This window comes from Rhizobium sp. O111 (assembly GCF_055616315.1).
The window spans coordinates 1146881-1163201 of sequence record NZ_JBSHXL010000001.1 but is presented as its reverse complement, the minus strand read 5'-3'; the positions used below and the strand labels follow the sequence as shown (position 1 = coordinate 1163201).

General features: G+C 60.5%; 16 protein-coding genes, 3 tRNA genes and 1 riboswitch. Of the genes, 3 read left to right on the top strand and 16 right to left on the bottom strand.

Annotated elements, in window-relative coordinates; all coding sequences use genetic code 11:
* Positions 1-87: 87 nt before the first annotated feature.
* From nuoI to ACVTFQ_RS05930, 13 genes are all read right to left on the bottom strand, one after another.
* A complete protein-coding gene (nuoI, locus tag ACVTFQ_RS05990; protein ID WP_018900204.1) occupies positions 88-579 on the bottom strand; it encodes an NADH-quinone oxidoreductase subunit NuoI in 492 nt (163 codons plus the stop codon).
* Between the two features lie 40 nt (positions 580-619).
* A complete protein-coding gene (gene nuoH, locus ACVTFQ_RS05985; RefSeq protein WP_018900205.1) occupies positions 620-1663 on the bottom strand; it encodes an NADH-quinone oxidoreductase subunit NuoH in 1044 nt (347 codons plus the stop codon).
* 12 nt (positions 1664-1675) lie between these two features.
* The gene (gene nuoG, locus ACVTFQ_RS05980; RefSeq protein ID WP_111561290.1) at positions 1676-3757 is read right to left on the bottom strand and encodes an NADH-quinone oxidoreductase subunit NuoG; all 2082 of its coding nucleotides are present in this window, start codon (positions 3755-3757) and stop codon (positions 1676-1678) included.
* Between the two features lie 226 nt (positions 3758-3983).
* Positions 3984-4625, bottom strand: a complete 642-nt coding sequence (locus ACVTFQ_RS05975; RefSeq protein ID WP_111561543.1) for a 5' DNA nuclease — start codon at positions 4623-4625, stop codon at positions 3984-3986.
* Positions 4626-4629: 4 nt separating this feature from the next.
* The gene (nuoF, locus tag ACVTFQ_RS05970) at positions 4630-5934 is read right to left on the bottom strand and encodes an NADH-quinone oxidoreductase subunit NuoF (RefSeq protein WP_112436865.1); all 1305 of its coding nucleotides are present in this window, start codon (positions 5932-5934) and stop codon (positions 4630-4632) included.
* A 10-nt stretch (positions 5935-5944) separates the two neighbouring features.
* Positions 5945-7072, bottom strand: a complete 1128-nt coding sequence (locus ACVTFQ_RS05965) for an NADH-quinone oxidoreductase subunit E (protein WP_111561289.1) — start codon at positions 7070-7072, stop codon at positions 5945-5947.
* A gap of 16 nt (positions 7073-7088) precedes the next feature.
* Positions 7089-7364 (bottom strand): hypothetical protein, encoded by a 276-nt coding sequence (locus ACVTFQ_RS05960; protein WP_111561288.1) that lies wholly within the window; start codon positions 7362-7364, stop codon positions 7089-7091.
* A complete protein-coding gene (locus ACVTFQ_RS05955) occupies positions 7364-8554 on the bottom strand; it encodes an NADH-quinone oxidoreductase subunit D (RefSeq protein WP_018900211.1) in 1191 nt (396 codons plus the stop codon). Before ACVTFQ_RS05955 ends, ACVTFQ_RS05960 begins: the two co-directional genes overlap by 1 nt.
* Before the next feature lie 72 nt (positions 8555-8626).
* Complete coding sequence (locus ACVTFQ_RS05950) at positions 8627-9229, bottom strand: NADH-quinone oxidoreductase subunit C (protein WP_018900212.1); 603 nt, start codon at positions 9227-9229, stop codon at positions 8627-8629.
* Positions 9230-9244: 15 nt separating this feature from the next.
* Positions 9245-9829, bottom strand: coding sequence for a NuoB/complex I 20 kDa subunit family protein (locus tag ACVTFQ_RS05945; RefSeq protein WP_018857058.1), 585 nt, complete (start codon positions 9827-9829; stop codon positions 9245-9247).
* Positions 9820-10185, bottom strand: coding sequence for an NADH-quinone oxidoreductase subunit A (locus ACVTFQ_RS05940; protein ID WP_026283310.1), 366 nt, complete (start codon positions 10183-10185; stop codon positions 9820-9822). The genes ACVTFQ_RS05945 and ACVTFQ_RS05940 overlap by 10 nt, the downstream gene beginning before the upstream one ends.
* 1093 nt (positions 10186-11278) lie before the next feature.
* Positions 11279-11355: transfer RNA gene (locus tag ACVTFQ_RS05935), tRNA-Asp, on the bottom strand.
* A 53-nt stretch (positions 11356-11408) separates the two neighbouring features.
* Positions 11409-11485 (bottom strand) — tRNA-Asp (locus ACVTFQ_RS05930).
* Positions 11486-11900: 415 nt separating this feature from the next.
* Here ACVTFQ_RS05930 and ACVTFQ_RS05925 point away from each other — a divergent pair.
* The 3 genes from ACVTFQ_RS05925 to ACVTFQ_RS05915 all read left to right on the top strand — a co-directional run bounded on the left by ACVTFQ_RS05925 (position 11901) and on the right by ACVTFQ_RS05915 (position 13827).
* Positions 11901-11976 (top strand) — tRNA-Val (locus tag ACVTFQ_RS05925).
* Positions 11977-12106: 130 nt separating this feature from the next.
* Positions 12107-12712, top strand: a complete 606-nt coding sequence (locus ACVTFQ_RS05920; RefSeq protein ID WP_111561287.1) for a class I SAM-dependent methyltransferase — start codon at positions 12107-12109, stop codon at positions 12710-12712.
* A gap of 128 nt (positions 12713-12840) precedes the next feature.
* A complete protein-coding gene (locus tag ACVTFQ_RS05915) occupies positions 12841-13827 on the top strand; it encodes an aldo/keto reductase (protein WP_111561286.1) in 987 nt (328 codons plus the stop codon).
* A 75-nt stretch (positions 13828-13902) separates the two neighbouring features.
* Here the strand turns inward: ACVTFQ_RS05915 and ACVTFQ_RS05910 are convergent, their stop codons facing one another.
* The 3 genes from ACVTFQ_RS05910 to hupB all read right to left on the bottom strand — a co-directional run bounded on the left by ACVTFQ_RS05910 (position 13903) and on the right by hupB (position 16175).
* On the bottom strand, positions 13903-14505 hold the full coding sequence (locus ACVTFQ_RS05910) for an inorganic diphosphatase (protein ID WP_111561285.1): 603 nt from the start codon (positions 14503-14505) through the stop codon (positions 13903-13905).
* Between the two features lie 131 nt (positions 14506-14636).
* Complete coding sequence (locus ACVTFQ_RS05905) at positions 14637-15539, bottom strand: DMT family transporter (protein WP_111561284.1); 903 nt, start codon at positions 15537-15539, stop codon at positions 14637-14639.
* 88 nt (positions 15540-15627) lie between these two features.
* A riboswitch (FMN riboswitch) is annotated at positions 15628-15777 on the bottom strand.
* Between the two features lie 122 nt (positions 15778-15899).
* Positions 15900-16175: a DNA-binding protein HupB gene (hupB, locus tag ACVTFQ_RS05900; protein ID WP_018900220.1), complete on the bottom strand. Its 276-nt coding sequence runs from the start codon at positions 16173-16175 to the stop codon at positions 15900-15902.
* Positions 16176-16321: the final 146 nt, after the last annotated feature.

The window sequence follows — 16321 nt, the reverse complement described above, 5'->3', positions numbered from 1 at the left end:
CGATGAAGCTTCGCATTGGTTGCCGCGAAGCTCTGGTGCATGTTGACTGGGCGACGCTTCAAGCACCGCCCGGCATTTCAATTTCAATCAACGGTACGGAGCGTCGAGTGCGAGGTTGCGAGCGATTTCACGCTCCCAGCGGTCGCCATTCTCGAGGAGCTTCTGCTTGTCGAAGTAGAGCTCTTCGCGCGTTTCCGTCGCAAATTCGAAATTCGGGCCCTCGACGATCGCATCGACCGGGCAAGCCTCCTGGCAGAAGCCGCAATAGATGCACTTCACCATGTCGATATCGTAACGGACCGTGCGGCGGGTGCCATCGTTACGGCGCGGGCCGGCTTCGATGGTGATCGCCTGAGCAGGACAGATAGCCTCACACAGCTTGCAGGCGATGCAACGCTCTTCGCCATTGGGATAACGACGCAGGGCATGTTCGCCACGGAAGCGCGGGCTGACCGGTCCCTTTTCGAACGGATAGTTCACCGTTGCCTTCTGCTTGAAAATGTAACGGAACGTCAGCCAGAAAGCGCTGATGAATTCCTTCAGGAACAACGAGCTGACAGCGTTGGACAAGCCTGCCATCTTCAACCTCCAATATTGCTGGAAACCAGGGCCGGCATGATCATGCCCCTGCCGTCAGCTTCAGCACGAATGCAACAATGATGACCATGGCGAGCGACAGCGGAAGGAAGACCTTCCAGCCGAGGCGCATCAGCTGGTCGTAGCGGTAGCGCGGCACGAATGCCTTGACCATCGCGAACATGAAGAACACCAGGCACGACTTCAGCATGAACCAGATGATGCCGGGAACCCAGTTGAGGAACCAGACGTCAACCGGCGGCAGCCAGCCTCCGAGGAACAGGATCGTCGTCAGCGAGCACATCAGGACGATGGCCGCGTATTCGCCGAGCATGAACATCATGTAGAGGGCCGAACCATACTCGACCATGAAGCCTGCGACGAGTTCGGATTCAGCTTCCGGAAGGTCGAAGGGCGGACGGTTGGTTTCAGCGAGTGCCGAAATGAAGAAGATGATGAACATCGGGAACAGCGCAAGCCAATGCCAGTCCAGGAAGGACGACGGCATGCCGAGACGCGTACCGATGCCGCTCTGCTGCGCGTGAACGATATCCGTCAGGTTCAGCGAACCCACGCAAAGCAGGACGGTGACAATGACGAAGCCGATCGAGACTTCGTAGGACACCATCTGTGCCGCCGAGCGGAGCGCGCCGAGGAACGGATACTTCGAGTTCGAAGCCCAGCCGCCCATGATGACGCCGTACACTTCAAGCGAGGAGATCGCGAAGATGTAGAGGATGCCGACGTTGATGTTGGCGATAACCCAGCCATCAGCGAAGGGAACCACGGCCCAGGTCGACAGTGCCAGAAGCACGGTGACCAGCGGGGCCAGAAGGAAGACCGCCTTGTCGGCGCCAGCCGGAATGATCGGCTCCTTGAAGACGAACTTCAAAAGGTCGGCGAAGGACTGGAAAAGGCCGAAAGGACCTACCACATTCGGTCCGCGACGCAGCTGTACGGCTGCCCAGATCTTGCGGTCGGCCAACAGGATGTAGGCGATGAAGACGAGCAAGCAGACGAGGACGAGAAGCGACTGACCGACCATGAGGAGGCCTGGCCAGACATATGTTGAAAGAAACGATTCCATAGTCCCCTGCCCTTACTCTGCCGCGACTTTGAAGTTGTTGCGGGCCAATGCCGAGCACTCAGCCATGACAGCCGATGCGCGCGCGATTGGGTTCGTCAAATAGAAGTCTTTCACCGGCGATGCGAAGCCGGCCTTGTTCATCTTGCCGGCTTTCTTGGCGACGGCAGCAATCTTGGCGCTGTCGCTTTCGGCAATCTCGTCGGCGGCCGCAAAGTGCGGGAACGCCTGGTAAAGCTTGGCGCGCAGCTGGCTCAGCGAGTCGAACGGCAGCTTCTTGCCGAGCACGTCGGAGAGCGCGCGGATGATCGCCCAGTCCTCGCGGGCATCGCCCGGTGCGAAGCCTGCGCGGTTGCCGATCTGAACGCGGCCTTCGGTGTTGACCCAGGTGCCGGACTTTTCCGTGTAGGCTGCGGCCGGCAGGATAACGTCGGCGTTCTGTGCGCCCTGGTCACCATGCGAACCGATGTAGACGGTGAACTTCGCCTTCTTGGCTTCGAAGTTCATTTCGTCGGCGCCGAGCAGGAAGAGAACGTCCATCGAGGTCAGCATCTCAGCGGCATTGACGCCCTTGGCGCCCGGTACGAAGCCGAGATCGAGACCACCGACGCGGGCGGCAGCCGTGTGCAGGACGGCGAAACCGTTCCAGCCGTCGACAACAGCACCGACAGTGCCGGCGAGCTTGGCGGCACTGGCGAGAACGCCTGCGCCATCAGCGCGCGAGAGAGCGCCCTGGCCGATGATGATGAGCGGCTTCTTGGCGTCGGTCAGAACCTTGGCGAAGCTATGCGTGCCGTCGACCAGATCCTTCAGCGTATCCGGGCCGGAGCCGAGATATTCGTAGTCGTAGCGCAGTTCGCCGGCTTCGCCGATCACGCCAATCGGGAAGTTGCCGCGGCGCCAGCGCTTGCGGATGCGGGCGTTAAGAACTGCGGCTTCGAAACGCGGGTTGGCGCCGATGATGAGCAGCGCGTCGGCCTGTTCGATGCCTTCGATCGTCGGGTTGAAGAGGTAGCTTGCGCGGCCGAGCGACGGATCAAGTGCCGTCCCATCCTGGCGACAGTCGAGGTTCTCGGAACCGAGCGACTTTACCAGTTCGGACAGAGCGTACATCTCTTCGACCGAAGCGAGGTCGCCGGCGATGGCGCCGATCTTGTCGCCGGAGGTCGAAGCGACAGCCGACTTGATCGCTGCGAACGCATCCGGCCAGCTTGCGACCTGCAGGCGGCCGTCCTTGCGAACGTAAGGCTTGTCGAGGCGCTGCGTCTTCAGGCCGTCCCAGATGAAGCGGCTCTTGTCGGAGATCCACTCTTCGTTGATCTGGTCGTTGACACGCGGCATGACGCGCATGACTTCGCGGCCACGCGTGTCGACGCGGATTGCCGAGCCGAGCGCGTCCATGACGTCGATCGTTTCGGTCTTGTTCAGTTCCCAAGGACGGGCCGTGAAGGCGAAGGGCTTGGAGGTCAGCGCGCCGACCGGGCAGAGGTCAACGACGTTGCCCTGCAGCTCGGAGGTCATCGCCTGCTCGAGATAGGTGGTGATCTCGGCGTCTTCGCCACGACCGATCAGACCGAGCTCGGCAATGCCGGCGACCTCGGTGGTGAAGCGAACGCAGCGCGTGCAGTGAATGCAGCGGTTCATGACCGTCTTGACGAGCGGTCCGATGTACTTGTCCTCGACGGCGCGCTTGTCTTCCTGATAGCGCGAGCCGGCGATACCGAAGGCCATGGCCTGGTCCTGCAGGTCGCATTCGCCACCCTGGTCGCAGATCGGGCAATCCAGCGGATGGTTGATCAGCAGGAATTCCATCACGCCTTCGCGGGCCTTCTTGACCATCGGCGTGTTGGTGAAGACCTCGGGCAATTCGCCGTTCGGGCCGCCGCGGATATCGCGCACGCCCATGGCGCAAGATGCCTGCGGCTTCGGCGGGCCACCCTTGACCTCGACGAGGCACATGCGGCAGTTGCCGGCAACCGAAAGGCGTTCGTGGAAGCAGAAGCGCGGAACTTCAGCACCGGCTTCCTCACACGCCTGAATGAGGGTGTAATGATCCGGGACCTCGATCTCGTTACCGTCAATCTTCAGTTTTGCCATCGTCACTCAGTCCTGTTTCCCGTTCACCGGAAGCCGGCAAACAAACCTATTCTGCAACGTTTCCACTGCCAGGCCGGATTTCGATCCCGCTGACACTGGTGTCGTCCAAATTTTCGTCTCCGCCCCCCGAGGCCCGGGAACCGGCCTGCGACATCGCGGCATTGGGACCCTCCCCGCGCCGCTCAGTCTTGTCTCTCCTCCGATCGCGATCCGCGACCGGACATCATCACGTCCGCTTCCGGCCCTTTGCCGTCAGCGCCTTTGCCTGCGCCACCCAGCCATCGCGGACAATGCGGCCGTCGAAACCAAACTCCGCGTCAAGGCGGGCCACATCGGCATCCGACCAGCCAGCGATCTCGCTGAGCATGCGAACACCCTTGGCGTTCAGCACCTGCTCAAGCTTCGGGCCGATGCCGGAGATCTGCTTGAGATCATCGGCTTTCTTGCCACGCGCTGCCGGCTTGGCGGCTGCAACAGTCTTCGTCTTCGCCACCGGCTCGGCCTTGTCGGCAACCACGGCCAGCTTCACGCGGGCCGTCGTCTTCTTCGTCGCGGCCGGGCGAATGTTTTCGGGCTTCACGTCGAACTCGGGCTTCGGCTCTTCCGGAGGCGTCTCGTCGAGAACCGCCGCCAGCTTGTTCGATGCTTCCATCGCTCCCTGGAGGGCGCCGAAGAAGGCGCCGGCCATCTGCGTGGAGAAGCCGAAACCGATTGCGGTCGCGGCAGCCATGGCGGCTGCCGGATTGACCATCATCGGCGCGATCGGCAAGGCGCGGGCATTTTCCAGCATCTCGGCGGCAAGACGGCCGAAGTCGGCCGAGAAATCGGCGACCCCTTCCTTGTTCTTGCTGTCGGATGCGTTTGCCATCGTCTTACTCAGCAGCCTCGAGAACCGCGCCATGGTCCATGGCGTTTGCCGTATACTGATCGATGCGCGCTTCGATCTCATGACGGAAGTTGCGGATCAGACCCTGCACCGGCCATGCGGCAGCATCGCCGAGCGCACAGATGGTGTGGCCTTCGATCTGCTTGGTGACGGCGAAGAGCATGTCGATTTCGCGCTTTTGGGCGTTGCCCTTGGCCATGCGCTCCATGACGCGCCACATCCAGCCGGTGCCTTCGCGGCACGGCGTGCACTGGCCGCAGCTCTCGTGCTTGAAGAAGGCCGAGATACGGGCGATCGCCTTGATGACGTCGGTGGACTTGTCCATGACGATCGAGGCTGCGGTACCGAAGGAGGAGCCGACCGAGCGCAGGCCGTCGAAGTCCATCGGCACGTCGATCATGTCCTTGGCGGGAACGATCGGGCACGAAGCACCGCCGGGAATGACCGCGAGCATGTTGTCCCAGCCGCCACGGATACCGCCGGCGTGCTTGTCGACGAGCTCGCGGAAGGTGATGCCCATTTCTTCTTCGACGGTGCACGGCTTGTTGACGTGACCAGAGAGCATGAACAGCTTGGTGCCGACGTTGTTCGGGCGACCGAGTGCCGAGAACCAGCCGGCGCCGCGACGGAGAATCGTCGGCGCAACAGCGATCGACTCGACGTTGTTGACCGTGGTCGGGCAGCCGTAGAGGCCCATGTTGGCCGGGAATGGCGGCTTCAGGCGCGGCTGGCCCTTCTTGCCTTCCAGGCTCTCGAGCAGCGCGGTTTCCTCACCGCAGATGTAAGCGCCGGCGCCGTGGTGGACGAAGATGTCCATCGGGTAGCCGAGCTTGTTGTTCTTGCCGAGCAGACCGAAGTCGTAGCACTCGTCGATCGCAGCCTGCAGCGCCTCGCGCTCGCGAATGTATTCGCCGCGAACGTAGATGTAGGCGGTGTTGGCGCCCATGGCGAACGAGGCAATAACGCAGCCTTCGATCAGCGTATGGGGATCGTGACGCATGATGTCACGGTCCTTGCAGGTGCCGGGCTCGGATTCGTCGGCGTTGACAACGAGGTAGTGCGGACGACCGTCGTTTTCCTTCGGCATGAAGGACCACTTGAGACCCGTCGGGAAGCCGGCGCCGCCACGACCGCGAAGACCGGAAGCCTTCATCTCGTTGATGATCCAGTCGCGACCCTTTTCGAGGATCTGCTTGGTGCCGTCCCAGTGGCCGCGGCTCATCGCGCCCTTCAGGGACTTGTCCTTGAGGCCGTAGATATTGGTAAAGATGCGATCTTTATCTTGTAACATGCTTCACCTCTTACCGCGGCTTCTTGCCGAAGACTTTAATGTATTCGGCTTCGCCGCCCTTGGCGAGCGCCTTGGCCTGCTTGACCCAGTCGTCGCGATCGATGCGGCCCTTGAAATTCAGGTAGCCATCGACCCACTCGCGCTCGGCCTTCTTCCAGCCCGCGACCTGCGCAAAGGTGAAGATGCCGAGTTCATGCAGCGTGCCTTCGATCTTCGGGCCAACGCCCGAGATCAGCTTCAGATCGTCAGGGGTGGCAGGCTTTTCGATGCCGGCAGGACGGTTCTTGTCTGTCAGCGACGGCTTTGCCGCTGCCGGAACCGGCGCTGCGACGCCCGGCTGTTCTTCAACGGCCTTGGCGTTTTTTGCAGCGGCCTTCGGCGCCGTTACGGGCGTCTTCAGCGCGGCATTGGTCTCGGCGTCCGTGCTCTTAGCGCGGGCTGCTTCCGACGGGGGAACCGGTGCGGCGTCGACCGTTGCGGTCGCAGCGTCGGCGACGACCTTCTTGGCGGAAGCCCTCTTCTTCGGCTCTTCGTCGGTCAGCGACGTCGGGCCGCCTTCCGGAGAGGAGAAGTGACGGTCGATCTGCGGGCCGGGTGTTACGCTCGCACCGTTGCCCGCATCGAAGGTGTCGATGATCTCGGCCAGGCGTTCCGGCGTCAGGTCTTCGTAGGTATCCTTGCCGATCATGACCATGGGCGCGTTGACGCAAGCCCCGAGACATTCGACTTCTTCCCAGGACAGCGTGCCTTCGGCATTACGCTCGAACGGATGGTGATGGATCTTGCTCTTGCAGACCGACATCAGGCCTTCCGAACCGCGCAGCATGCAAGGCGTCGTGCCGCACACCTGGATGTGAGCGCGCGTGCCGACCGGGCCGAGCTGGAACTGCGTGTAGAACGTCGCGACCTCAAGAACGCGGATGTAGGCCATGTCCAGCATGTTGGCGACCTTTTCGATCGCCGCGCGCGTGACCCAGCCGTCCTGTTCCTGCGCTCGCATCAACAGCGGAATGACCGCGGATTGCTGACGGCCCGCAGGGTATTTCTGGATCGTCTTATCCGCCCAGGCCGCGTTCTCGTCATTGAAGGCGAACGCGGCAGGCTGGAATTGATCTTCGGCTAATCGACGAACGGACATTCTTCCTCACGCCTTGTCAGTTTAGGGCGCCACACTGCGACGAGGTCAGAGACTTCATCTCGCAAGCGTAGGCCGACTGGTCTTTCTGCAGGAACACAACGAAGAACTTTCCACCGTTGGGGACTGCAGCCTTGATTTGATAGCCCCTGGACAAAAGCTCGCCCATGGACGCCTTGTTTGCCGGCGGCGCTACGTCTTCCTGGCCCAGCTTGGGGCCAAGTCCACCGGCTTCCTGCGCGTAAGCGCCAGAAGCCAGGAGGAGAACGACGGTAACGAGCGACGGCAGTTTCATTAGCGGTCGACCTCGCCGAAGACGATGTCGAGCGAACCGAGAACGGCAGTCACGTCGGCAAGCATGTGGCCCTTGCAGAGGAAATCCATCGCTTGCAGGTGGGCATAGCCCGGGGCGCGGATCTTGCAACGATAGGGCTTGTTGCTGCCGTCGGCGACGACGTAGACGCCGAACTCGCCCTTCGGCGCTTCGACGGCTGCGTACACTTCGCCGGCCGGAACGTGGTAGCCTTCGGTGTAGAGCTTGAAGTGGTGGATCAGCGCTTCCATCGAACGCTTCATCTCGCCACGCTTCGGCGGAACGACCTTGCCGTCGATCGAGGAGACCGGGCCGACCTTGGCATCGCCGAGCAGGCGGTTGACGCACTGCTTCATGATGCGGACGGACTGGCGCATTTCGATCATGCGGATCAGATAGCGATCGTAGCAGTCGCCGTTCTTGCCGATGGCGATGTCGAATTCGAGATCGTTGTAGCACTCGTAGGGCTGCGAGCGGCGCAGGTCCCAGGCAGCGCCCGAACCGCGAACCATGACGCCCGAGAAGCCCCAGGACCATGCGTCTTCCAGCGAGACGACGCCGATATCGACGTTACGCTGCTTGAAGATACGGTTGTCGGTCAGGAGGCCTTCGATATCGTCGAGAACCTTGAGGAAAGGATCGCACCACTTGCCGATATCCTCGACCAGTTCCTGCGGGATGTCCTGGTGGACACCGCCCGGACGGAAATAGGCCGAGTGCATACGGGCGCCACAGGCGCGCTCGTAAAACACCATCAGCTTTTCGCGCTCTTCAAAGCCCCAGACCGGCGGCGTCATCGCGCCGACGTCCATGGCCTGTGTCGTCACGTTCATGATGTGCGACAAGATTCGGCCAATTTCGGAGTAGAGAACACGGATGAGCTGACCGCGAATCGGAATTTCCAGCTTCAGCATCTTTTCGACGGCGAGCGCGAAAGCATGCTCCTGGTTCATCGGCGCGACGTAGTCGAGGCGATCGAAATAAGGAACGGCCTGAAGATAGGTCTTCGATTCGATCAGCTTTTCGGTGCCGCGGTGCAGGAGGCCGATATGCGGATCGACGCGCTCGATGATTTCGCCATCGAGCTCGAGCACCAGACGCAGAACGCCGTGCGCGGACGGGTGCTCCGGTCCGAAGTTGATCGTAAAGTTGCGAACGTTATGTTCAGTCATAGCGACGCGCTCCGCGCTGGCAATTGGCATGAGACGGCGAACGGAGAGGCTTCAAGACAGTCGAGCCTCATCTCAATTCGCAGCCTTCTCGTCTCCCGGAAGTACGTAATCGGTGCCTTCCCACGGGGACGTGAAATCGAAATTGCGGAATTCCTGCTTCAGCTCGACGGGTTCGTAGACAACGCGCTTGGCGGCATCGTCGTAACGCACCTCGACATAACCGGTCGTCGGGAAGTCCTTGCGCAGCGGATGGCCTTCGAAACCATAGTCCGTCAGCAGACGGCGCAGGTCGGCATGGCCGGAGAATGGAATGCCGTACATGTCCCAGGCTTCGCGCTCGAACCACTCGGCACCCATGTAGACCGACGTCGCCGACGGAACGGATACGCCATCGGCAACAGCGAGCTTGACGCGGATGCGCAGGTTCTGCTTCGGCGACAGGAGATGGTAGACGACATCGAAACGCTTTTCGCGCTGCGGCCAGTCGACGCCGCAGATGTCGATCATGCTGACGAAGCCGCAACGCGGATCGTCGCGCAGGAACGTCAGCAGCGCGACAATCGTTTCCGGCGTCGTCGTTACGTTCAATTCGCCATAGCTGATCGATGCATCGACAATCAGATCGCCGCGCATCTCGCGGAGATACGACGACAGTTCGCTCAAGGCTTCACTCATGACAGTCCTCCGCCCTTAGCGCTCAATCGTTCCGGTGCGCCGTATCTTCTTCTGCAGAAGCAAGACCCCGTAGAGCAGCGCTTCTGCCGTGGGGGGACAGCCCGGCACGTAGATATCGACAGGAACAACACGATCGCAGCCACGCACGACCGAGTAAGAATAGTGATAGTAGCCACCGCCGTTTGCGCAGGAGCCCATCGAGATGACGTAACGCGGCTCCGGCATCTGGTCATAGACCTTGCGGAGCGCCGGCGCCATCTTGTTGGTCAGCGTACCAGCGACGATCATGACGTCCGACTGGCGCGGCGAAGCACGCGGAGCAACACCGAAGCGCTCCATGTCGTAACGCGGACCGGAAACCTGCATCAGGCCTTCGACGGCGCAGCAGGCCAGACCGAACTGCATCCACATCAGCGAGCCGGTGCGCGCCCAGGTGATCAAATCGCGAGTGGACGTGACCAGGAAGCCCTTGTCGGCCAGCTCGTCATTGATCTCGCCGAAGAACGCACTGTCGCTTCCAATCGGCTTGCCCGTTGCCGGGTCGATGATGCCTTTCGGATGCGGCGCGACGAGCGCCTTGTCGCTTGGGGCTACTCCCATTCCAGGGCTCCCTTTTTCCACTCATAAATAAAGCCGATGGTCAGCACGAGAAGGAAGACCATCATGGACCAGAAGCCGAACCAGCCGATCGCGCCGAAAGAAACGGCCCACGGGAACAGAAAGGCGACTTCGAGGTCGAAGATGATGAAGAGAATCGACACCAGATAGAAGCGGATATCGAATTTCATGCGGGCGTCGTCGAACGCGTTGAAGCCGCATTCGAAAGCCGAAAGCTTTTCAGCATCAGGCGCCTTGTAGGCAACGGCGAACGGCGCAATGAGCAGCGACAAGCCGATTACAAGGGCGATGGCAATGAAAATGGCGATCGGAATATAGGAACTGAGAAGTCCAGTCATCAGGTTCATCCCTGCTTGCCATTTGCGCCGGGAGGCGCACCTGGGCATTTGCCCGGCAAGCGAACGTGCGTTGCAACAAGCCGTGGTTAGCGCAGCCACAGCCAATGCGCAAGAGTTTTAGCGTGTCAATTCCAATTGCACGCGTGCGACATTATTAGCCATGCACATTGTTTTTGCGACAAATCAACGCACAGCACACGATCTTGCATGCCAGCCTAGCATATATTGCATAACTCAAGGGCTTTCATGAGTAGGAAACGCAGGATTTGAACAAGCCAAGCGGCGAACTCAGGCTGCCGAAGCGCTTGACAACTAAGGCATATCCGCTGCGAGCGTCGCGCAGAGCCGCGTAAAAAACTGCGAACCGCTGCATGTCTATGTATTTGATATGCAATGACCATTTTCGCGCAAGCGCAGCGCCACAAGTGCGACGCGCCTCGCCCAGCCACCGGACAGCAGGGCAAAATCGGCGACCTTGCGGCGGCTAAATGCATGTTTCCTCATCTAAAGCCGGTCAATTGTCGGATAGTCGGAGGATCGGTTGCGATTCGATCAAAAACCGGCGCCAATCGGGTCGCTATGTCGCAGGCCCAACGACTAAATAAAGGGCATTTCGGCCAGTGGATATCACGCGCGCACCGGCCCCGGAACGGGCCGCGCGGGGTGATTGGGCGGGTGCGCGGCATGCGCTTCAGACACACTCGCGGGACCCGCGATTCCTGACATGCGCGAACGCTACTTAAAGCCATAAGTTGCGTGAAATAGCCTCGTTGATGAGGTGCATTCCGACACTTCTGTATTAGGAACGATAGCCGGGGCAATGGCGGCGACGTGTGGGATTATCGAGTGCCAGAGACATGATTGGTCGGCGGGACGTTGGGATGCACAGGAGAGGCGCCTGTCGCGCGCATGGCGCGGCTCCTGGCAGACCATACAAGGCCGCCTGCCCTCTTCGCGACAATGGCGCCACACGGAAGGCACTGCGAAACCCGCAAGACCGCAAGAGCGATGAGACCGGCGTGCACCCCGAAGGCAGAAAGGCGCAAGCGCACCTTCTAGGTGATCTATATTCTGGAGACATTCTGGAAAAGAATGGCGCGAGTGACGGGGCTCGAACCCGCGACCTCCGGCGTGACAGGCCGGCACTCTAACCGACTGAGCTACACCCGCGCATTTTTCAGACTGCGTCGCTCCGGACCGTGCTTTTCAGCACTTACATGAAATGGCGCGAGTGACGGGGCTCGAACCCGCGACCTCCGGCGTGACAGGCCGGCACTCTAACCGACTGAGCTACACCCGCATTCATTCCAAGCAATCCGGATGCTTTCGCGTCCGTGTCAAAGCAGCTTGCCGCTTCGATGAGCGGCTAACTACGGGGTTCGCATTTGAGTGTCAAGCAGGTTTGGAGACAAAACGATGACAGCCTGCGATTTGTTTGTGGGTGAATGAAATCAGATCGAAAATCGCCCACATATAAGGGACCATTCCAGCGCCGCCGCTCTAGATATCCGCCAGCGAACGATCCTGGCTCTGCCCTCCCCCTGGCCCTGCCCTTGTCGATTTTTCTTTTCCACAGACGGAATTACCGGGAAACCGGGGCATTGGCGGATGCCGATCGAAAAAAATCAAAAAATCTTCACAAACGCTCTTGCGGTTTGTCCGCGATCCGCATAGATCACGGCCATCGACGCGGCGGACATGATCCGCACCGCGGAGGGCGATTAGCTCAGTTGGTAGAGCGCCTCGTTTACACCGAGGATGTCGGGAGTTCGAGTCTCTCATCGCCCACCATTTTCTCTCCGCTTTATGTGATTGATCTACCGGCAGCTTTGATTTTGCTGCGGTTGCTAATCCCGTTTCCGGCGATTAGGTTCCGGCCAAATCGAACGGCACCTCATGTGCTTCAGGCGGAGATAGAATCATGAAAACACGCGAAGATCGCCAGGCACAGCGGGCAGCCATGCCGCGCACGCAGCTCAGCGCCCACCACATGGAAAACGCGCGCCTGCTGCCCGATCGCGGCGAATTGCTCTATCGAATCCCCAATGGCGGCGTGGGTGTCGAGATCGGCGCGGCGTTTGGGGAATACACGGCGGAGATTCTCGAAAAGAATCGCCCGGCCCAGCTTTATCTCATCGATCCCTGGAGCATGGACCGCTACAGCTCCGGCCTCGACCAGATCCATACGCAGTTCGGCAAACATATCGAAAGCGGGCAGCTGCACTTGATGCAGGGCACCTCGCTGGAGAAGCTCGCCGAATTCGAGGACGATTTTCTTGATTGGGCCTATATCGACACCGACCATTCGTTCGAACTGACCTGGCAGGAGCTTTTGCTCTGCGACCGCAAGGTCAAGCGGACCGGCCGCATCGCCGGTCACGACTTCTGCACCGGCAATACGGTGAAGCCGATCGTCTATGGCGTCGTCGAGGCCGTCACCAAGTTCTGCAAGGATTATGGCTGGCAGTTCGAATTCTTGACCGTCGAATCGCATGCGCACTTTTCCTTCTGCCTGAAGCGGCTCTGAGTCGCACAGGCTCCTAGGGAAAACGGTAGGGCGGATGCGCCGCCCTGCCCTATCTCCTCCCTCTCAAGCGCTTGTCGGCTTTTGTGCGGACTGATAGTGCCATGAAGGAAACGAGGAGGATAATTCCAATGAAGCAGCATTCTTTCGGCCACCTGCCCCATACGGTGAGCAATATCGGTTTTGGCGCATGGCAGATCGGCGGCGCCTGGGGCGATGTCAGCGAAGCTGATGGACGCGCAGCGCTCAATGCGGCGCTTGACGCCGGGATCACCTTCATCGACACCGCCGACGTCTATGGCGACGGCCGTTCGGAAAAGATCATCGCCGATGTGCTTGAGAGCCGTGGCGGCGAGCGACCGATGGTCGCGACGAAGGCCGGCCGGCGGTTGAACCCGCATGTGGCCGATGGTTACACCAAGGCCAATCTCGAGAGTTTCATCGATCGCAGCCTGAAGAACCTCAAGGTCGACAGCCTCGACCTCGTGCAGCTGCACTGCCCGCCGACGGAGGTTCTTTATCGCCCTGAGGTGTTCGAGGGCCTGAACGAGCTGCAGAAGGCCGGCAAGATTCGCGGCTATGGCGTCAGCGTCGAGAAGGTCGAGGAAGCGCTGAAGGCGATCGAGTTCCCCGGCGTGGTCAGCATCCAGATCATCTACAATCTCTTCCGCCAGCGCCCGAGCCATCTGTTCTTCCAGGAAGCGCGGCAAAAGAATATTGCCGTCATCGCCCGCGTCCCGCTGGCAAGCGGCCTGCTCTCTGGCAAGATCAGCCGTGAGACGACGTTTGCGAGCGACGACCATCGCAACTTCAACCGCCATGGCGAAGCATTCGATGTCGGCGAGACCTTCGCGGGCGTTCCGTTCGAGGTCGGCCTGCAGGCGGTGGAAGAGGTTCGCAAGCTGGTTCCCGAGGGCGCCACGATGGCGGCGTTCGCGCTGCGCTGGATCCTGATGAGCGATGCCGTCACGGTGGTCATTCCTGGCGCCCGCAACGCCGAGCAGGCGAAAGCCAATGCGGCAGCCGCCAGCCTTGCGCCGCTGACGCATGAGGTGATGGCCGCGAGCCACGAGATCTATGACCGGCTGATCGCGCCGCATGTGCACCAGCGCTGGTAACAGCTATAACTATTTCACCAAACAGAAATGGCCGGGCATCGACCCGGCCATTTCCTTACCTGGGCTTTGCCCGGATTACTTCTTTTCAGCGTAAGCCTTGATGGCGGCGGCGACTTCGGCCTGTGCCTTCTCGGCGTTTTCGAAGCCGTTCAGCTCGACAACCTTACGCTTTTCCGGCAGCTGCTTGTAGACGCGGAAGAAGGCCTGCAGGCGCTGCTGCTCGATCTCGGGAAGATCGGTGATTTCCTTGATCTTGTCGTAGCTCGGGTCGATGTCGCTGGCCGGAACGGCAACGATCTTGTCGTCCCGTTCGCCGCCGTCGATCATGTTCAGCACGCCGATCGCACGAACCTTGATGATGGCGCCCGGAACAACCGGCTCGCGGGTATAGACCAGAGCGTCGAGCGGATCGCCGTCACCGCCAAGCGAGCTGGTGATGGAGCCGTAGTTGGCCGGGTAGATAACCGGCATCGACTGGAAGCGGTCCACGACGATGTGGCCGGTCTTGGCGTCGATTTCATACTTGGTGAAGCTTCCCTGCGGAATTTCGATCGCCGTGAAGAACTCCTTGCTGTCGTCCTTCGGCTGCGGATAGTCGAGATAGGAAACATAGTCGGAAGCGGCGGCAACGCCGGCCGTGAAGAGAACGGCAGCGGCCGCGGAAATAATGGTCTTCATAAGAGATACCCCCAATTGGCATTGCGAAGAAACGCCCTCCGCCTATGGGGTTTGCATTACAGCGATGTGACATATGCCGGGCACTCATTGCCATCCACATGACAATCTCGTGAGCGCCCGGAGCAGATCTGTTATGCGGATCCGCGCTCGCGCTTCATCTCGTGGCGCATGAGGAATAGCGAGGCGCAGAGAATCAGGCCCGCACCTAGCCACAAATAGCCCGCGGGCGCATAGCCGAAGACCAACCAGCCAGCGAGAACGTTGAGCGGCAGCTTCAGATCGTCGAAGGGCTGGACATAGGCGGCATCGGCGGCGCTGTAGGCGAGCGTCAGAAGATACTGGGCGATCGCCGTCAGCAGGCCGGCGGCGACGAGCAGCATCAACACCGTGCCTGTTGGCATCGCGAAGCCGGCCGCAAAGGCGAGACCGCCGTTGACGGGCGTGAGGAGCACGAGCAGCCAGACCGTGATCGTCTCCGGCTTCTCGATCCCCGTCAGGCTCTTGGTGATCAGTGACGAGGCGCCCCAGAGCAGCGCCGAAAGGATCGGCAACAGTGCCGCCCAGCTGAAACTGTCCGACCAGGGCTGCAGGATGATCATTGCTCCGGCGAAGCCACAGGCCGTGGCGCCCCAGCGCACTGCCCCTACCCGCTCGCCGAGGAACAGGCGGGCGCCGAGGATGATGAAGAAGGGCGAGGTCATGACCAGCGCGATCGCCTGCCAGATCGGCACGCTCGCAAGACCAGCGACCCAGGTCTGGACACCGAGGGCGGCCAGCACGACGCGAACGATGTGGCGCCAGGGGTATTGGGTGCGCATCGCGCCAAGGCCGGTCTTCCACAGGAAGGGTAGCGAGAAGACGAGCGCGAAGGCATATTGCCAGAAGGCGACCGAGGCCGACGGAAAGGCCAGGGTCATCGTCAGCCATTGGGTGACGACGTTGAGAACAGCAAAGGCGATGCCGGCAAGCACCATCCAGCTTGCGCCGGCAAGCGCACGCGATGCGGATATGGAAATATGGGTAGTCTGATTCATGTCATTCATCCGAACAAAAGGACCAACATAAATCAGGACGCATGAACGCGGGTGCCGACGCGGCGGACGATGCCGCCCCGCGTACCCTGCTCATTCTCTTTCATCCGGACTATGACCGTCGGCTCCGGAATTCAACCGGATCTGCTGACCCTTCTCACCTGAGGTGAAAAGGCGCTCGCGGGCTCAAGCTTGCGCTCTTACCGCCGGTGGGGAATTGCACCCCGCCCTGAGAATGATCCATGCGTAGTTGAAAGCCGCGATCGCGGCAAGTCTCGCAAATGCGAAAAGGGTCCGGCTTTCGCCGAACCCTTCGAATACTTGTGCTGCCGGTCTCGTTGCCCGGCTGCCAAGCAAATCCAATCAGCCGTTGACGGCTTCCTTCAGGCCCTTGCCGGGCGTGAACTTCGGCACGTTGCGTGCCGGAATGTCGACTTCAGCGCCGGTCGACGGATTGCGGCCCTTGGTGGCAGCGCGATGGGAAACGGTGAAGCTACCGAAACCAGCGAGGCGAACGTCGCCCTTGCCCTTGAGTTCAGCCTGGACAACTTCGAAAACAGCGTCGACGGCCGAAGCGGCATCGGTCTTCGAGAGTCCTGCCTTTTCGGCAACTGCGGACACGAGTTCATTCTTGTTCATGTTTCCACCCCTTTCAAATGGTTCGAAACGACTCAAATCTATAGCCGGGCACGGAATTTGGTGCATCAGGCCCGCCGCACCCCAAAGAGCCTGCAAATAAAGGAAAAGCAAGCGTCTCCGTACGGTTTTCACAAAAAAAGGCTGGC